This window comes from Massilia yuzhufengensis (assembly GCF_900112225.1).
Classification (GTDB): Bacteria; Pseudomonadota; Gammaproteobacteria; order Burkholderiales; family Burkholderiaceae_D; genus Telluria; species Telluria yuzhufengensis.
The window spans coordinates 163555-178384 of sequence record NZ_FOLD01000008.1; the positions used below are offsets into that span (position 1 = coordinate 163555).

Sequence of the window (14830 nt, forward strand, 5' to 3'; positions counted from 1 at the left end):
CAATGTGCGCCCCTCGCGGGGAAGGATTGATCTAAAATACGCGATTGGATTGACCTTGGGCGCACCCTTGCGCCTTCTTCACGCTGAATTGCCATGCCAAATAATACTAACGCCGCTGTAACGCCCCCCGAGTCCTTCGAAGGCGCGATGGCCGAGCTGGCCCAGCTCGTGTCGCAGATGGAATCGGGCCAGCTGCCGCTGGAAGCCTCGGTGGCCGCTTATGCGCGCGGCTCCGAACTGGTGAAATACTGCGCGGCCCAGCTGGAAAAGGTCGAGTCCCAGGTCAAGGTCCTTGAAGGCGACATGCTCAAGCCCTTCTCGGCCGACGGCGTCGACGAGGGTGGCCAATGACGCAGCAGGCATTCGCGCTCTGGATGCAGGACGTGCAGCTGGACGTCGAGCGCGCGCTCGAGGCCTGCCTGCCGGCGGCGACCACGCTGCCGCACAAGCTGCACGAGGCGATGCGCTACACCGCACTGGGCGGCGGCAAGCGCATCCGCCCGCTGCTGGCCTATGCCAGTGGCGCGCTGTTCGGCGGCGACGCGCAGGCCTTGGGGCGCGTGGCGGCGGCCGTCGAGATGATCCACGTGTATTCGCTGGTGCACGACGACATGCCCTGCATGGACGACGACGACCTGCGCCGCGGCAAACCGACCGTGCACGTGGCCTATGACGAAGCGACCGCGCTGCTGGTGGGCGACGCGCTGCAGGCCCAGGCCTTCCAGGCGCTGGCCGACATCGACACCCTGCCGCCCGCGCGCCAGGTGACCATGCTGCGCCTGCTGGCCGAAGCGGCCGGGTCGAGCGGCATGTGCGGCGGCCAGGCGATCGACCTCGACAGCGTCGGCCTGGCGCTGCAGCGCGACGAACTCGAACGCATGCACCAGCTGAAAACCGGCGCCATGCTGCGCGTGTCGGTGATCCTGGGCGCCCTGTGTGGCAAGGATTTGTCGCCGGTCGAACTGGAAGCATTGAAAGCCTATTCGGCGGCGATCGGCCTGGCCTTCCAGGTGGTGGACGACGTGCTCGACGCCACCGCCGATTCGGCCACGCTGGGCAAGACCGCGGGCAAGGACGCGGCCGACAACAAACCGACCTATGTGTCGATCCTTGGGCTGGAACCCTCGAAGGAACTGGCCGAGCAATTGCGGCGTGAAGCGCACGAAGCGCTGGCGCCATTTGGAGAACAAGCACTGCGGCTGCGCGAACTCGCCGACCTCATCGTGCAGCGGAAGGCCTAAATGAAACTGCTAGAGACCATCAACGATCCCGCCGACCTGCGCCTGCTGCCGCGCACGCAGCTGACGCCGCTCGCAACCGAGCTGCGCCAGTTCCTGCTCGACTCGGTGTCGAAAACCGGCGGCCACCTGTCGTCGAACCTCGGCACGGTGGAACTGACCATCGCGCTGCACTACGTCTTCAACACCCCGCACGACCGCATCGTGTGGGACGTGGGACACCAGACCTATTCGCACAAGATCCTTACCGGCCGGCGCGAGCGCATGCCCACCTTGCGCCAGCTGAACGGCCTGTCGGGCTTCCCGAAGCGCGACGAAAGCACCTACGACACCTTCGGCACCGCCCACTCGTCGACCTCGATCTCGGCTGCGTTAGGCATGGCCACGGCCGCCAAGATCAAGGGCGAGGACCGCCACGCCATCGCCGTGATCGGCGACGGCTCCATGACCGCCGGCATGGCCTTCGAGGCCCTGAACAATGGCGGCGTCGAGGACGACGTCAACCTCCTGGTGGTCCTGAACGACAACGACATGTCGATCTCGCCGCCGGTCGGCGCGCTGAACCGCTACCTGGCGCGTTTGATGAGCGGCCAGTTCTACGCCGCCGCCAAGAACGTCGGCCGCAGCGTGCTGCCCGGCCCGATGCTCGACCTGGCGCGTAAACTCGAAGAACACGCCAAGGGCATGGTGGTCCCGGCCACCATGTTCGAGGAATTCGGCTTCAACTACATCGGCCCGATCGACGGCCACGACCTCGATTCGCTCATCCCGACGCTGGAAAACATCAAGAAGCTCAAGGGCCCGCAGTTCCTGCACGTGGTGACCAAGAAGGGCCAGGGCTACAAGCTGGCCGAGGCCGAGCCGATCCTGTACCACGGCACCGGCAAGTTCAACCCGCTCGAAGGCATCAAGCCGGCCGGCGCGCCGAGCAAGATCACCTATACCGAAGTATTCGGCAACTGGCTGTGCGACATGGCGGCGTCGGACAAGCGCCTGGTCGGCATCACGCCGGCGATGCGCGAAGGTTCCGGCATGGTGGCCTTCCACCAGCAGTACCCGGAACGCTACTTCGACGTCGGCATCGCCGAGCAGCACTCGGTGACCTTCGCCGCCGGTATCGCCACCGAAGGCATGAAGCCGGTGCTGGCGATCTACTCCACTTTCCTGCAGCGCGGCTACGACCAGCTGATCCACGACGTGGCGCTGCAGAACCTGGACGTCACGTTTGCGCTGGATCGCGCAGGCCTGGTGGGCGCCGACGGCGCCACCCACGCCGGCAACTACGACCTGGCCTATTTGCGCTGCATCCCGAACATGGTCGTGATGGCCGCGTCCGACGAAAACGAATGCCGCCAGATGCTGACGACCGCCTATCACTACCCCGGCCCGGCTGCCGTGCGCTATCCGCGCGGCGCCGGCATCGGCGCGGCGATCTCGCAGGAACTGAGCGCGATCGAGATCGGCAAGGGCGTCGTCGCGCGCGAAGGCAAGGCGATCGCGATCCTGGCCTTTGGTTCGATGGTGGCGCCGAGTATCAAGGCGGGCGAAGAGCTGAACGCCACGGTGGCCAACATGCGCTTCGTGAAGCCGCTCGACGTGGAGCTGCTCAAGCGCCTGGCGCAGGAGCATGACTGCTTCGTGACGGTGGAAGAGGGCTGCGTGATGGGCGGCGCGGGTTCGGCCGTGGCCGAGGCGCTGGCGGCGGAAGGGATCGTGAAGCCGGTGTTGATGCTGGGGCTGCCGGACAAGTTCATTGACCAGGGGGATCCGGGGGCGCTGCTTGCGTCTGTGGGGCTGGATGCCAAGGGGATTGCGGCGTCGATTCGTGCGAGGTTTGCTGGGGGTGAGCCGAGGTTGGTGGTCAATAATACGTAATTGGTAAGCACGCTAACTTGGGTCCCGGCCTGCGCCGGGACGACGGTTTTTGAGCTAACGCTAAACTCAAACAACGTCGTCCCGGCGCAGGCCGGGACCCAATTTCCCCACCGAAGTCCGCTCAAGACGCGTTACCGAGGCGCCCCAAACAACACCTCCGCCCTCTGAAACAAAATCCACGAGGTCGCAATATACTTGTCCGCACTACGCGCCACATGCCCCTTGTGCGTATGCGTAAACCCCGCCGGCGCAATAATGAGACGCCCCTTGCGCGCCTCCACCTTGCGCCCCTGGTACAAAAACTCCGTCTCCCCGCCATCCTCCACATCGTTCAGGTAGAACTGCCACAGCAGCACCCGGTGCAAGGTCTCGCAGCTCTCGTTCTGCGGATAAATCTCCGAATGCCAGTGGTGATACCCGCCCGTCCCCTGCAAATACTTCTGCAGGTTGACATTCCCCACCCTATAAATCGACTGCATCAGCTCCACCACGTTCGGCGTGCCGAATTCCTCGAAGTTCGCCAGCGACAGGGTCACTGCCTCGCCCGTCTCCGGGTGCGCCACCTGCGGCGACAGCGCGCCGATCAGCAGCATGCGGTATTTCGCCATGTACTGCGCCAGGTGCTGCGCCATCGCCTGGGTGAGTACGGCGCCGACGTCATCCCACTCCGCCAGGCCGTTGATGGTCAGGTCGTAGCTGTCCTTCTTGCTGACGTCGACGCCATTGCCGGTGCGGCCGCGCGCGACCTGCTTGCTGGCGTCGAAACGGGCGCGGATGGCGTCGCACTGCTGGGCAGTGAGGGCGTCGTCGTAGATCCCGATGAAATCCTCCATCCGCTTACCCCCGCTTGCGCTCATGCTGCCACAGCACGTCGCTGCCGCCCGCGAAGCGGTTCAGCACGCGCGCCAGCACGAACATCAGGTCCGACAGGCGATTCACATATTTGCGCGGATGCGGGCGGATGTCTTCCGCATGCGACAAGGCCACGATGGCGCGTTCGGCGCGCCGGCACACGGTGCGGCACACGTGGGCCAGCGAGGCGGCGCGCGAGCCGGCCGGCAGGATGAATTCCTTCAGCATCGGCAGCTCGGCGTTGTACTTTTCCACCAGGCCGTCCAGGCGCGCCACGTGTTCGTCCTTGATCATTTCGTAGCCCGGGATGCACAGCTCGCCGCCCAGGTCGAACAGGTCGTGCTGGATCGAGACCAGTTCCTCGCGCAGCGCGTCCGGCATGTCTTCGCACAGCAGCAGGCCGACGAAGGAGTTCAGTTCGTCGACCTCGCCCAGCGAATGGATGCGCGGGCTGTCCTTGACGGTGCGGCTGCCGTCGCCCAGGCCGGTGGTACCGTCGTCGCCGGTGCGCGTGGAGATCTTCGAGAGTCGATTGCCCATGATGTAACCTTATGCAAACTATGATAAAAACGATAGGGCGAGCATACGACAAAACAGCCCGATTGTGCCTACAATTCAAGAATGACCGCGACCACATCCGCTACCATTCCCGGGCTCGCCGAACGGCGCGCGCAAGTCGTCGCCGCACTGCGCGCGCGCCTGCCCGAGCGCTGCGTCCTGTCCGACCCCGAAGACACCCGCCCCTACGAATGCGACGGCCTGGCGGCCTACCGCCAGCTGCCCATGATCGTGACCCTGCCCGACAGCGAAGACCAGGTGCTGGCGATCCTTAACGTGTGCCGCGAACTGCAGGTGCCGATCGTGCCGCGCGGCGCCGGCACCGGCCTGTCGGGCGGCGCGCTGCCCATCGCCGACGGCGTGGTCGTCTCCACCGCGCGCATGAACCGCGTCGTGAAAGTCGACGCCTATGCGCGCACCGCCGTGGTCCAGCCGGGCGTGCGCAACCTGGCGATTTCCGAAGCCGCAGCAGGGCATGGCCTCTACTACGCGCCCGATCCTTCATCCCAGATCGCCTGCACCATCGGCGGCAACGTGGCCGAGAATTCCGGCGGCGTGCACTGCCTCAAATACGGCCTGACGGTCCACAACGTGCTGCGGGTGCGCGTGGCCACCATCGACGGCGACATCATCGAGCTGGGCAGCGAAGCGCTCGATGCGCCCGGCCTGGACCTGCTGGCCGTGTTCATCGGCTCGGAAGGCATGCTCGGCATCGTCACCGAAGTCACCGTGAAGCTGGTACCCAAGCCGGCCGTGGCGCAGGTGGTCATGGCTTCCTTCGGCGACGTCATCACGGCCGGTAACGCGGTGGCCAGCATCATCGCCGCCGGCATCATCCCGGCCGGCCTGGAAATGATGGACCGCACTTCGGTGCGCATGGTCGAGCCCTTTGTCCACGCCGGCTACGACCTGGATGCCGCCGCCATCCTGCTGTGCGAAGCCGACGGCACCGCGCTGGAAGTGGCGGAAGAAATCGAACGCATGAAGGCCGTGTTCGAAGGCGCCGGCGCCACGGCGATTGCGGTGTCGCAGACCGAGGCGGAGCGCATGCGCTTCTGGTCCGGCCGCAAGAACGCCTTCCCGGCGGCGGGCCGCATCTCTCCCGACTACTACTGCATGGACGGCACCATCCCGCGCAAGCAGCTGGCGCGGGTGCTGACGGCAATCGAGGGCATGGAAATTACCTTCGGCCTGCGCTGCGCCAACGTGTTCCACGCGGGCGACGGCAATATGCACCCCCTGATCCTGTTCGACGCCAACCAGCCGGGCGAATTCGACCGCGCCGAAGCCTTTGGCGCGGCCATCCTGGCGCTGTGCGTCGAAGTGGGCGGCACCATCACCGGCGAGCATGGCGTGGGCATGGAGAAGATCAACTCGATGTGCGTGCAGTTCGGCCGCAAGGAGCTCGACGCCTTCTTCGCGGTAAAGCGCGCGTTCGACGCGCCGATGCTGCTCAACCCGGACAAGGCGATCCCGACCCCGCACCGCTGCGCCGAATTCGGCAAGATGCACGTGCATGGCGGCGCGCTGCCTTTCCCCGACCTCGAGCGCCTGTAGAACATGCACACCATCGAACAATTCCAAGAGCGGGTGCGCGCGGCCGCCGCCCACAAGCAGCCGCTACGCATCCGCGGTGGCGGCACCAAGGACTGGTATGGCCAGCGCCTCGAGGGCGAAGTCCTCGACACGCGCGGCTACGCCGGCATCGTCGACTACGAGCCGACCGAACTGGTGATCACGGCGCGCTGCGGCACGCTGCTCTCCGAGATCGAGGCCGCGCTGGCCGAACGTAACCAGATGCTGGCTTTCGAGCCGCCGCACTTCGGCGATGGGGCAACCCTTGGCGGCGCGATCGCCGCCGGCCTGGCTGGCCCGCGCCGCGCCAGCAGCGGCGGCGTGCGCGACTTCGTGCTGGGCGCGAAGCTGCTGGACGGGAAGGGCGACGTGCTGTCCTTTGGTGGCCAGGTGATGAAGAACGTGGCCGGCTACGACGTCTCGCGCATGCTGGCCGGCTCGCTCGGCACCCTCGGCCTGCTGCTGGAAGTGTCGGTCAAGGTGCTGCCCAAGCCCTTCGCCGAAACCACGCTGCGCTTCGCCATCGCCGAGATCGAGGCCATCCGCAAGCTCAACGAATGGGGCGGCCAGCCGCTGCCGATATCGGCCAGCTGCTGGCATGACGGTGTGCTCTCGCTGCGCCTGTCCGGCGCCCAGGCCGCGGTCGATGCTGCCGTGCGCATGTTCGGCGGCGAGACGGTAGACGATTGCGACCGTTTCTGGGCCAGCGTACGCGAGCAGCAGCATCCGTTCTTTGCGGGCGAGGGCGCCTTGTGGCGCCTGTCGGTGCCGTCCACCACCGGCGCCATCGTCCTTGGCGGCGCCCAGCTGATCGAGTGGGGCGGCGCCCAGCGCTGGCTGCGCACCGACCTCGATGCCGCCAGCATCCGCCGCACGGTGGCGGCCAGCGGCGGTCACGCGACGCTGTTCCGCGGCGGCGATAAATCCGCGGGCGTGTTCCAGCCGCTCCAGCCCGCGATGGCGCGCATCCACGAACGCCTGAAGGACTCCTTCGATCCGGCGCACATCTATAACCCGGGACGAATGTATTAAGCATGCAAACCAATCTCGCCGATTTCATCAAGGGCACCGCGGACGGCAATGAGGCCGAAGCGATCCTGCGCGCCTGCGTGCACTGCGGCTTCTGCACCGCCACCTGCCCGACCTACCAGCTGCTGGGCGACGAACTCGATGGCCCGCGCGGGCGCATCTACCTGATCAAGCAGGTGCTTGAAGGGGCCGAACCCACCCGCAAGACCCAGCTGCACCTGGACCGCTGCCTTACCTGTCGCAACTGCGAATCCACCTGTCCGTCGGGCGTCAAGTATGGCCGGCTGGTGGACATCGGCCGCCGCGTGGTGGACGAGCGCGTGCCGCGCCCATTGGCGGACCGCATCAAGCGCACCACCCTGAAGGAATTCCTGCCGCGCAGCGCGCTGTTCAAGCCGGCGTTTACAGCCGGGCAGCTGGCGCGTCCGCTGCTGTCGAAGGAACTGCAGGACAAGCTGCAGCCGGCACGCCAGGCCGGCGCCTGGCCGACGCGCGCGCATGCGCGCAAGATGCTGGTGCTCGAAGGCTGCGTGCAGCCGGCGATGGCGCCGAACATCAATGCCGCCACCGCGCGCGTGCTCGATGCCCTTGGTGTGCAGCTGATTGTCGCCCCGAAGGCCGGCTGCTGCGGCGCCGTGCGCTACCACCTGAACGACCAGCAGGGCGGACTGGACGACATGCGCCGCAATATCGACGCCTGGTGGCCTTACGTGGAACAGGTGGAAGCGATCGTCATGACGGCGTCGGGCTGCGGCGTCACGGTCAAGGAATACGGCCACCTGCTGGCGCACGACCAAGCCTACGCCGCAAAGGCGGCGCGCATCTCGATGCTCACGCGCGACCTGTCCGAGATCCTGCCGCAGTTCGAAGAGGAGCTGGCGCTGAAACTGAAAGGGAAGATCACGCAGCGCGTCGCCTTCCACCCGCCCTGCACGCTGCAGCACGGCCAGCAAATCCGCGGCAAGGTCGAGGGCCTGCTGCGCGCCGCCGGGGTGGATGTGACGCTGTGCGCCGACAGCCACCTGTGCTGCGGCTCGGCGGGCACCTATTCGGTGCTGCACCCCGAGATCGCGCATGCGCTGCGCGACCGCAAGCTGGCCAACCTGGCAGCCACCGGCGCCGACGAGATCGTGTCGGCCAATATCGGTTGCATGACCCACCTGCAGTCGGGCACGGAAACGCCGGTCACGCACTGGATCGAACTGGTCGACCGCGCGCTGGCCTAGCCGGCGCTATATACTGGCGCTTTCGTCAACACGCCGTTCACCCGCCATGCCGCTTACTGTCCCGTTCCGCCGCGCCGCCGCCGCCCTGGCCTTTGCCCTGTGCCTGGCCGGCTCGGCGAACGCCGCACCGCCGCCGCAACTGGAAGCCCAGGTTGCGCGCCTGGCCGCACTGCTTGGGGATAGTTATTCGAAGAGCGTCCCTGGCAGCGCCCAGGTGCAGGCCGTCAGCCTGCCGGACGGACGCAAGCTGGCGGTCGCGGTCTTCACCATCGAAGCCTACGGCGGCGGCAACAACCATCGCCAATACCTGGCGGTGTTCCAGGAAGAGATCGATGAAAGCGGCCCGCGCGATCATTTCACCCTGCTCGACGTGATGCTGGTCGGCGCCAAGGGCTGGCAGGCGATCCACGAGCTCAAGGTCGAGGTGGAACTCGATGAACAGTCGGGCACGGTGCGCTTCGCCATTCCCGCCCTCGTGAACGTGCCAGGCGACGCGCTCAACTTCCCGAGCAAGAAAACCATGATTCACCTGGCGTTCGGCGGCCGGCTGCTGGAAGTCCAGCCTGGAGCGGCGCCATGAGTTTCGTGTTCCAGCTCGTGCGCGACGACGAGGGACTGCCGCCCATGGTGGTCTTCCAGGACTCGACCACGCCTGGCCTGGTGCCGGTGTGGGAGGCGGTGGGCGCCTATGATGCGCTGTACAACAGCGACGGCCGGCCCGCGCGCGACGTCTCGCGCGCCATCGCCTATGGCCTCGACCGCGTGCTGGAGGACGCCTCGCTGGCCCGGCTGATGCCGCCCGGCGTGTCGCAGGCCGAAGCGGTCCGCTTCCTCGAAAACGTCAACCGCGCCTGCGTCACGCACGGCGCCGCCTGGATCCAGACCCGCTGAGCGCGTGATGTTGTAGTCGAATTACACCTTTTTGCCGTACTATTGCTGGGCTGAGCCACATGAAGGTAGTTTTGCTACCGCCGACGCAATAACGACAAGGAGATTTCATGCACGTCCACCACCCCCTGGGAATGCTCGCCGCGCTGGCGGCATCCTGCCTGATCGCCTTGCCGGCGTGGGCACAGCAGGTCATCGCCACTGCCGCATCGCCCGGCAATGTCCTGAACGTGGAAGTGCAGCTCGATAACGGCAAGCTTGCCTATGGCATCAAGCGCAAGGGCAAAGAGATCATCACGCCGTCGCGCCTCGGCTTCAACCTGGCCAACGCCATGAAGCTCGACGGCGGCTTCAGCCTGAAACGCCAGGCCGTGAGCGAGCATGACAGCACCTGGGAGCAGCCCTGGGGCGAGCGCCAGTTCGTGCGCAACCGCTACCGCGAACTGCGGGTGGAGTTCGAGCAGAAGAAGCATGCCGGCCGCCAGCTTGCGGTGGTCTTCCGGATCTACGACGACGGCGTCGGCTTCCGCTACGAATTCCCGCAACAGGCGCAATTGCGCGACGTTGAAATCACGGACGAACTGACCGAGTTCACGGTGGCCCAGCCGGCCACCGCCTGGTGGATCCCGGCCGGCGAGCTGCCCGGGCTCGAAGAAGAGATCCGCAAGGCGCCGCTGCGCGAGATCGGCATCGCCAACACGCCGCTGACCCTGCGCCTGGATGACGGCACCCATATCGCCTTCCACGAGGCAGCGCTGGTCGACTACGCGACCATGTGGCTGCGCAAGGTCGACGGCCAGAAGCTGCGCGCCATGCTGGCGCCCTCGCCGAGCGGCGCCCCAGTGGTGCGCCGCGGCGCCTTCACCACGCCATGGCGCACATTGCAGATCACGGACGACGCGGCCAGCCTCTACCTGTCGTCGGACCTGATCCTCAACCTCAATGAGCCGAACAAGCTGGGCGACGTGTCGTGGGTGAAGCCGTCGAAGTTCGTCGGCGTGTGGTGGCAGATGCACCTGAACAGCGGCTCCTGGAACGCGGGCCCCAAGCACGCGGCCACCACCGCCAACACGAAGAAGTACATCGACTTCGCCGCCAAGAACGGCTTCCGCGGCGTGCTGGTCGAAGGCTGGAACAAGGGCTGGGAGAGCGACTGGGGCCACGGCGGCGCCGATTTCAGCTTCACCCAGCCTTACCCCGACTTCGACCTGCCCGGCCTGGCCGCGTATGCGAAGGCCAAGGGCGTGCGCCTGATCGGCCACCACGAGACCGGCGCCAACATCGTCGCGTATGAAAAGCAGATGGATGCGGCCTACAAGCTGTATGCGAAGCTGGGCGTGGACAGCATCAAGTCGGGCTACGTGCACGAAGCCGGCACCGCGCTGTTCACGGGCCGCGACGGCAAGCCGCGCTACGGCCACTACGATTCGCAGGAAGGCGTGCGTCACTTCCACAAGGCGGTCGTCGAGGCGGCCAGGTACAAGCTGTCGATCGACACCCACGAACCAGTGAAGGACACCGGCCTGCGCCGCACCTATCCGAACTGGCTCACCCGCGAAGGCGCGCGCGGCGTCGAATACAACGCCTGGGGCAACCCGACCAACAGCGTGGACCACGAGGCCAAGCTGGTATTCACCCGCATGCTCAGCGGCCCAATGGACTACACGCCGGGCATCCTGAGCCTGCAGGGCGCGGACGGCAAGGTGTTCAACTCGACCCAGGCCAAGCAGCTGGCGAATTTCGTCGTCATCTACTCGCCGATCCAGATGGCGGCCGACCTGCCGGAACACTACGAGCGATACCCGGCCGCGTTCAAGTTCATCCGCGACGTGCCGACCGACTGGGCCGACACACGGGTGGTGAATGGTGAGATTGGCCGCTTCGTGACCATCGCCCGCAAGGACCGCCGTAGCGCCGACTGGTACGTGGGCGCCGTCACCGACGGCGAGCAGCGCACGCTGGCGCTGCCGCTGGATTTCCTCGACAAGGACAAGCGCTATACGGCCGAGATTTATCGCGACGGCGATGCGGCGGACTACCGCACGGCGCGCAGGTTCGACCTGGTGACGGAGACGAAGACGGTGACGGCGGCGGATGTGCTGCAGCTGCGGTTGGCGCCGGGTGGGGGGCAGGCGATTCGTTTGAGCCCGCAGCAGTAAGCGCAGGGTCGCTAGCGTGTAAACGTCGTTCCCGCGCAGGCGGGAACCCAAGTTTGCGTGCGTTATCGTCGTGCGTGCAAAATTAGGTTCCCGCCTGCGCGGGAAGTCGTAGGCGCCAGTGGCGCGTACGACGGCTCATGGGTTAACGTAAAATGAAATTCGAGCGGTGGCCCAAGCCTTACTGCCCCAACACCTTCTCAATATCCCCCGCAATCTCCTCCGGCGCCGTCTGCGGCGCATAGCGCTTCACCACCTCGCCATCGCGCCCCACCAGGAACTTGGTGAAGTTCCATTTGATCGCCTCCGTCCCCAGCACGCCCGGCTTTTCGCCCTTCAGGTGCTTGAACAGCGGATGCGCCTCGTCGCCATTGACATCCACTTTGGCGAACATGGGAAAGCTCACGCCGTAGTTCTTCTCGCAGAATTCGCCGATCTCGGCTTCGGTGCCCGGTTCCTGCTTGCCGAACTGGTTGCAGGGGAAGCCCAGCACGGCCAGGCCTTGCCCGCCGTACTGCTGGTGCAGCGCTTCCAGGCCCTTGTATTGGGGCGTGAAGCCGCAGGCGCTGGCGGTATTGACGACGAGGAGCACCTTGCCGCGGTACTGAGCCAGGTCGACTGGCTGGCCACCGAGCGAGATAGCCTGGAAATCGAAGACGTTCATCGTGCACTTTCATGTTGGATTGACAGCAAAAGTATACGCCAAGCTTGCGGATGCTGCCGCTGCGCGCCGCAAGGCAAACATGCATATATCAGCGCGCAAGTAGCAGCCAAAACGCGGCAAATCGATCAGAAAATTGCTTGTTATCTTTTGTTACAAACATAAAGATGGCCCCGTGCGACAATCCCGCTCGCCCATATTGCCGAGCCGCCACCATGTCCACACGCCACCGAGTACCAACGTCCCGCCGTCCACGGCTGTCCCTGATCGCCCACGTCGTCGCCGGGACGCTGCTGGCGCCGCTGCCGGCACTGGCGCAGCAGGCGCCGGCCACCCCGCCGGCTCCGCTGAAGCAGGAGGCTGCGAAGCCCGCCGCCGCCGCAGCCCCGGTACCGGCGGCCCAGGCCCCGGCCGAGGCACCGGTGCCGGTGGAATCCACCGTCACCGTCACGGCCACCAAGACCACCAACCGCATCGACCGCCAGTCCTACGACGTCAAGGCCGATCCGGCCACGTCCAACGACACCGTGGCCGACACCCTCAACAAGGTGCCCTCGGTCGCGGTCGACCCGGACGGCAACGTGACCCTGCGCGGCCGCAGCAATGTGCAGATCCTGGTGGACGGCAAGCCGTCAGCCATGATGCAGGGCGAGAACCGCGCCGCGGCGATTGCCGCGATCCCGGCAGCCGACCTCGATTCGGTGGAAGTGATCAACAACCCGGGCGCGCAATTCGGCAACGAGGGTGGCGGCGGGCCGATCATCAACCTGGTGATGCGGCGCGAGCGCACCCCGGGCGGCTTCGCCTCGATCAATGCCAACGTCGGCACCGAAGGGCGCTACAACACGTCGGCCTTCGGCAGCTACACCACCGGACGCATGAGCGCGCAGGGCAATGTGTACCGTCGCCACGACGGCCGCGACTCCACCGGCGAAACCAGCCGCGAACGGATCGACCCGGTCACCAAGGCCGTCTCGCGCAGCATGCAGTCCTCGAACGGCGAGAACAGCAACGACTCGGCCGGCTTCAGCGGGTCGGTCAGCTACAACGTGGGCGAGAAGGACGTCGCCGCCATCACGGCCAGCTTCAGCGAGAGCTCGAACGATTCCGAATCGCTAGACCGCTATCGCAACACCAACTCGCGCGGCGTGGTGGACAACGAATACCAGCGCACCAGCCTGCGCGAATCGCGCAACCGCAACTACAGCCTGGGCGCGCGCCTGGACCACAAGGGCGACCAGCCTGGCGAAGTGTTCAAGACTGACCTGCGCATGTCCGGCACCGACGGCGACACCGATGCGCGCTATGCCACCGCCTGGACCGTGCGCCCGAGTTCCGCGGGCGCGGCAGGCAACCGCCAGGACAACGATACCGAGACCCGCATCATCGACTTCACCGGCGACTACGAGCTGCCGGGCGAGCATGGCGTGTTCAAGACCGGCTACAAGGTCGCGCGCAACCGCAGCGTGTTCGACACCGCCTACTTCGACGTCGATGCAGCCACCTTCGGCGAGCGCCCCAACACCTCGCGCACCAACCGCTTCGAGCTGACCGACACCACGCTGGCGCTGTACGGCACCTACCAGTGGCGCGTCAATGAGAAGTGGGGCGTGCTGGGCGGCCTGCGCGGCGAGTACGCCGACCTGGACATGAACCAGGTCACCACCCGCATCCACGCCACCAACCACTACTTCGACGCCATCCCGAGCGCCTTCGTCACCTACGGCCTCTCTGACGACACCACGCTGCGCCTGTCGTACGCGCGCCGCATCCGCCGTCCGGGCCAGAACGAACTGAATCCGTTCGTGGTGTACCGCGATGAACTCAACGTCTCGTCGGGCAATCCGAACCTCCAGCCGAGCAATACGGATTCGCTCGAACTGGGCATGGAGACCAAGCTGGGCAAGGTCGACACCACGGTGCGCTTGTACGCGCGCCGCGATACCGACCTGATTTCCGAACGCCGCTTCTTTATCGCCAACGACGTCCTCCTGACCACGCGCGAAAACGCCGGCAGCAGCCAGTCGGGCGGCATCGAATTCAACTTCAGCGGCCGCGCCACGCCCAAGCTCACGGTGAACGTGAACGGCAATATCGGCTATACCGAGCAGACGGTGCTGGGCAGCGTCAACGACGGCAAGCGCAGCGCCACCTCGATCAGCGGGCGAGCCCGCCTGGCCTACCAGATAGACCCCACCAACCGCTTCCAGCTGATGCTCAACGCCCAGGGCAAGACCCTGTTCGGCGAAGGCTACCGGCAGCCGGTGCGCACGGCCGACTTCAACTACAGCCGCAACCTGACCCCGGCCTTGACCCTGCTGGTCAACATCAACGACCTGTTCGATTCGCAGAAGATGGAGTCGATCACCGAGACCGACATCCTGCGCGAATACAGCCTGCGCCGCTTTGGTGGACGTGTGGCCTTTGTCGGGCTGTCTTACCGCTTCGGCAGCTTCGGCGGGCCGGGCGGGCAGAGGCGGCCGATGATGTTCGGTGGGCCGGGCGGGCCGGGAGGGCCTGGTGGTGGGGGCGGCCGCGGTCCAGGCGGTTAAGCGGCACGTAGTCCGCCAACCCAAGCACGTCGTTCCGGCGCAGGCCGGAACCCAAGTTTGCATGCATCACGTTTGCTCAACAAACTTTGGCACCGGCCTTCGCCGGTGCGACGGTTCTACTTTTTTCGGCAAGTTCAGTCAGCTCGATGCTAGAGCGTCCCTTCAAACAGGGATGCTACCAGCGCGCCCGGCGTGTATGCTGTTCGGCCACCCCCGCACC

At 66.0% G+C, this 14830-nt stretch carries 13 protein-coding genes; 10 read left to right on the plus strand and 3 right to left on the minus strand.

The features are described 5' to 3' along the window. Positions 1–93: 93 nt before the first annotated feature. The 3 genes from BM031_RS09590 to dxs are packed head-to-tail and all read left to right on the plus strand — an operon-like array spanning position 94 to position 3113. Positions 94–351 (plus strand): exodeoxyribonuclease VII small subunit, encoded by a 258-nt coding sequence (locus BM031_RS09590; protein ID WP_091874210.1) that lies wholly within the window; start codon positions 94–96, stop codon positions 349–351. Then, a complete protein-coding gene (locus tag BM031_RS09595; RefSeq protein WP_091874212.1) occupies positions 348–1241 on the plus strand; it encodes a polyprenyl synthetase family protein in 894 nt (297 codons plus the stop codon). Before BM031_RS09590 ends, BM031_RS09595 begins: the two co-directional genes overlap by 4 nt. Then, the gene (gene dxs / locus BM031_RS09600; RefSeq protein ID WP_091874213.1) at positions 1242–3113 is read left to right on the plus strand and encodes a 1-deoxy-D-xylulose-5-phosphate synthase; all 1872 of its coding nucleotides are present in this window, start codon (positions 1242–1244) and stop codon (positions 3111–3113) included. It abuts the gene before it with no gap. Between the two features lie 131 nt (positions 3114–3244). On the opposite strand, the gene BM031_RS09605 is transcribed toward dxs, so the two are convergent. Continuing rightward, entirely contained in the window at positions 3245–3946 is a 702-nt protein-coding gene (locus BM031_RS09605) for a 2OG-Fe(II) oxygenase (RefSeq protein WP_091874215.1), read from the minus strand. Positions 3947–3950: 4 nt separating this feature from the next. Then, entirely contained in the window at positions 3951–4505 is a 555-nt protein-coding gene (locus tag BM031_RS09610) for a cob(I)yrinic acid a,c-diamide adenosyltransferase (protein ID WP_091874216.1), read from the minus strand. 81 nt (positions 4506–4586) lie between these two features. Here BM031_RS09610 and BM031_RS09615 point away from each other — a divergent pair, with 81 nt between their 5' ends. The 6 genes from BM031_RS09615 to BM031_RS09640 all read left to right on the plus strand — a co-directional run bounded on the left by BM031_RS09615 (position 4587) and on the right by BM031_RS09640 (position 11400). Next, on the plus strand, positions 4587–6080 hold the full coding sequence (locus BM031_RS09615; protein WP_091874218.1) for an FAD-linked oxidase C-terminal domain-containing protein: 1494 nt from the start codon (positions 4587–4589) through the stop codon (positions 6078–6080). A gap of 3 nt (positions 6081–6083) precedes the next feature. Next, positions 6084–7130, plus strand: coding sequence for a glycolate oxidase subunit GlcE (gene glcE / locus BM031_RS09620; protein ID WP_091874220.1), 1047 nt, complete (start codon positions 6084–6086; stop codon positions 7128–7130). A gap of 2 nt (positions 7131–7132) precedes the next feature. Next, positions 7133–8353 carry a glycolate oxidase subunit GlcF gene (gene glcF, locus BM031_RS09625; RefSeq protein ID WP_091874221.1) on the plus strand — a complete coding sequence of 407 codons (1221 nt, stop codon included), beginning with the start codon at positions 7133–7135 and terminating at the stop codon, positions 8351–8353. A 46-nt stretch (positions 8354–8399) separates the two neighbouring features. Then, positions 8400–8933, plus strand: a complete 534-nt coding sequence (locus BM031_RS09630; protein WP_091874223.1) for a hypothetical protein — start codon at positions 8400–8402, stop codon at positions 8931–8933. Then, positions 8930–9244, plus strand: a complete 315-nt coding sequence (locus tag BM031_RS09635; RefSeq protein ID WP_091874225.1) for a hypothetical protein — start codon at positions 8930–8932, stop codon at positions 9242–9244. The genes BM031_RS09630 and BM031_RS09635 overlap by 4 nt, the downstream gene beginning before the upstream one ends. A gap of 107 nt (positions 9245–9351) precedes the next feature. Continuing rightward, positions 9352–11400 (plus strand): glycoside hydrolase family 97 protein, encoded by a 2049-nt coding sequence (locus BM031_RS09640; RefSeq protein WP_177207698.1) that lies wholly within the window; start codon positions 9352–9354, stop codon positions 11398–11400. A 178-nt stretch (positions 11401–11578) separates the two neighbouring features. On the opposite strand, the gene BM031_RS09645 is transcribed toward BM031_RS09640, so the two are convergent. Continuing rightward, positions 11579–12061, minus strand: coding sequence for a glutathione peroxidase (locus BM031_RS09645; protein WP_091874228.1), 483 nt, complete (start codon positions 12059–12061; stop codon positions 11579–11581). A gap of 212 nt (positions 12062–12273) precedes the next feature. Here BM031_RS09645 and BM031_RS09650 point away from each other — a divergent pair, with 212 nt between their 5' ends. Next, entirely contained in the window at positions 12274–14610 is a 2337-nt protein-coding gene (locus BM031_RS09650; RefSeq protein ID WP_091874230.1) for an outer membrane beta-barrel family protein, read from the plus strand. The last annotated feature ends 220 nt before the right edge of the window (positions 14611–14830 follow it).

Bases quoted from the DNA above. Each gene is read 5' to 3' on its own strand.
- BM031_RS09590 (WP_091874210.1), top strand. From the start codon at position 94: ATGCCAAATAATACTAACGCCGCTGTAACGCCCCCCGAGTCCTTCGAA.
- BM031_RS09595 (WP_091874212.1), top strand. From the start codon at position 348: ATGACGCAGCAGGCATTCGCGCTCTGGATGCAGGACGTGCAGCTGGAC.
- dxs (WP_091874213.1), top strand. From the start codon at position 1,242: ATGAAACTGCTAGAGACCATCAACGATCCCGCCGACCTGCGCCTGCTG.
- BM031_RS09605 (WP_091874215.1), bottom strand. From the start codon at position 3,946: ATGGAGGATTTCATCGGGATCTACGACGACGCCCTCACTGCCCAGCAG.
- BM031_RS09610 (WP_091874216.1), bottom strand. From the start codon at position 4,505: ATGGGCAATCGACTCTCGAAGATCTCCACGCGCACCGGCGACGACGGT.
- BM031_RS09615 (WP_091874218.1), top strand. From the start codon at position 4,587: ATGACCGCGACCACATCCGCTACCATTCCCGGGCTCGCCGAACGGCGC.
- glcE (WP_091874220.1), top strand. From the start codon at position 6,084: ATGCACACCATCGAACAATTCCAAGAGCGGGTGCGCGCGGCCGCCGCC.
- glcF (WP_091874221.1), top strand. From the start codon at position 7,133: ATGCAAACCAATCTCGCCGATTTCATCAAGGGCACCGCGGACGGCAAT.
- BM031_RS09630 (WP_091874223.1), top strand. From the start codon at position 8,400: ATGCCGCTTACTGTCCCGTTCCGCCGCGCCGCCGCCGCCCTGGCCTTT.
- BM031_RS09635 (WP_091874225.1), top strand. From the start codon at position 8,930: ATGAGTTTCGTGTTCCAGCTCGTGCGCGACGACGAGGGACTGCCGCCC.
- BM031_RS09640 (WP_177207698.1), top strand. From the start codon at position 9,352: ATGCACGTCCACCACCCCCTGGGAATGCTCGCCGCGCTGGCGGCATCC.
- BM031_RS09645 (WP_091874228.1), bottom strand. From the start codon at position 12,061: ATGAACGTCTTCGATTTCCAGGCTATCTCGCTCGGTGGCCAGCCAGTC.
- BM031_RS09650 (WP_091874230.1), top strand. From the start codon at position 12,274: ATGTCCACACGCCACCGAGTACCAACGTCCCGCCGTCCACGGCTGTCC.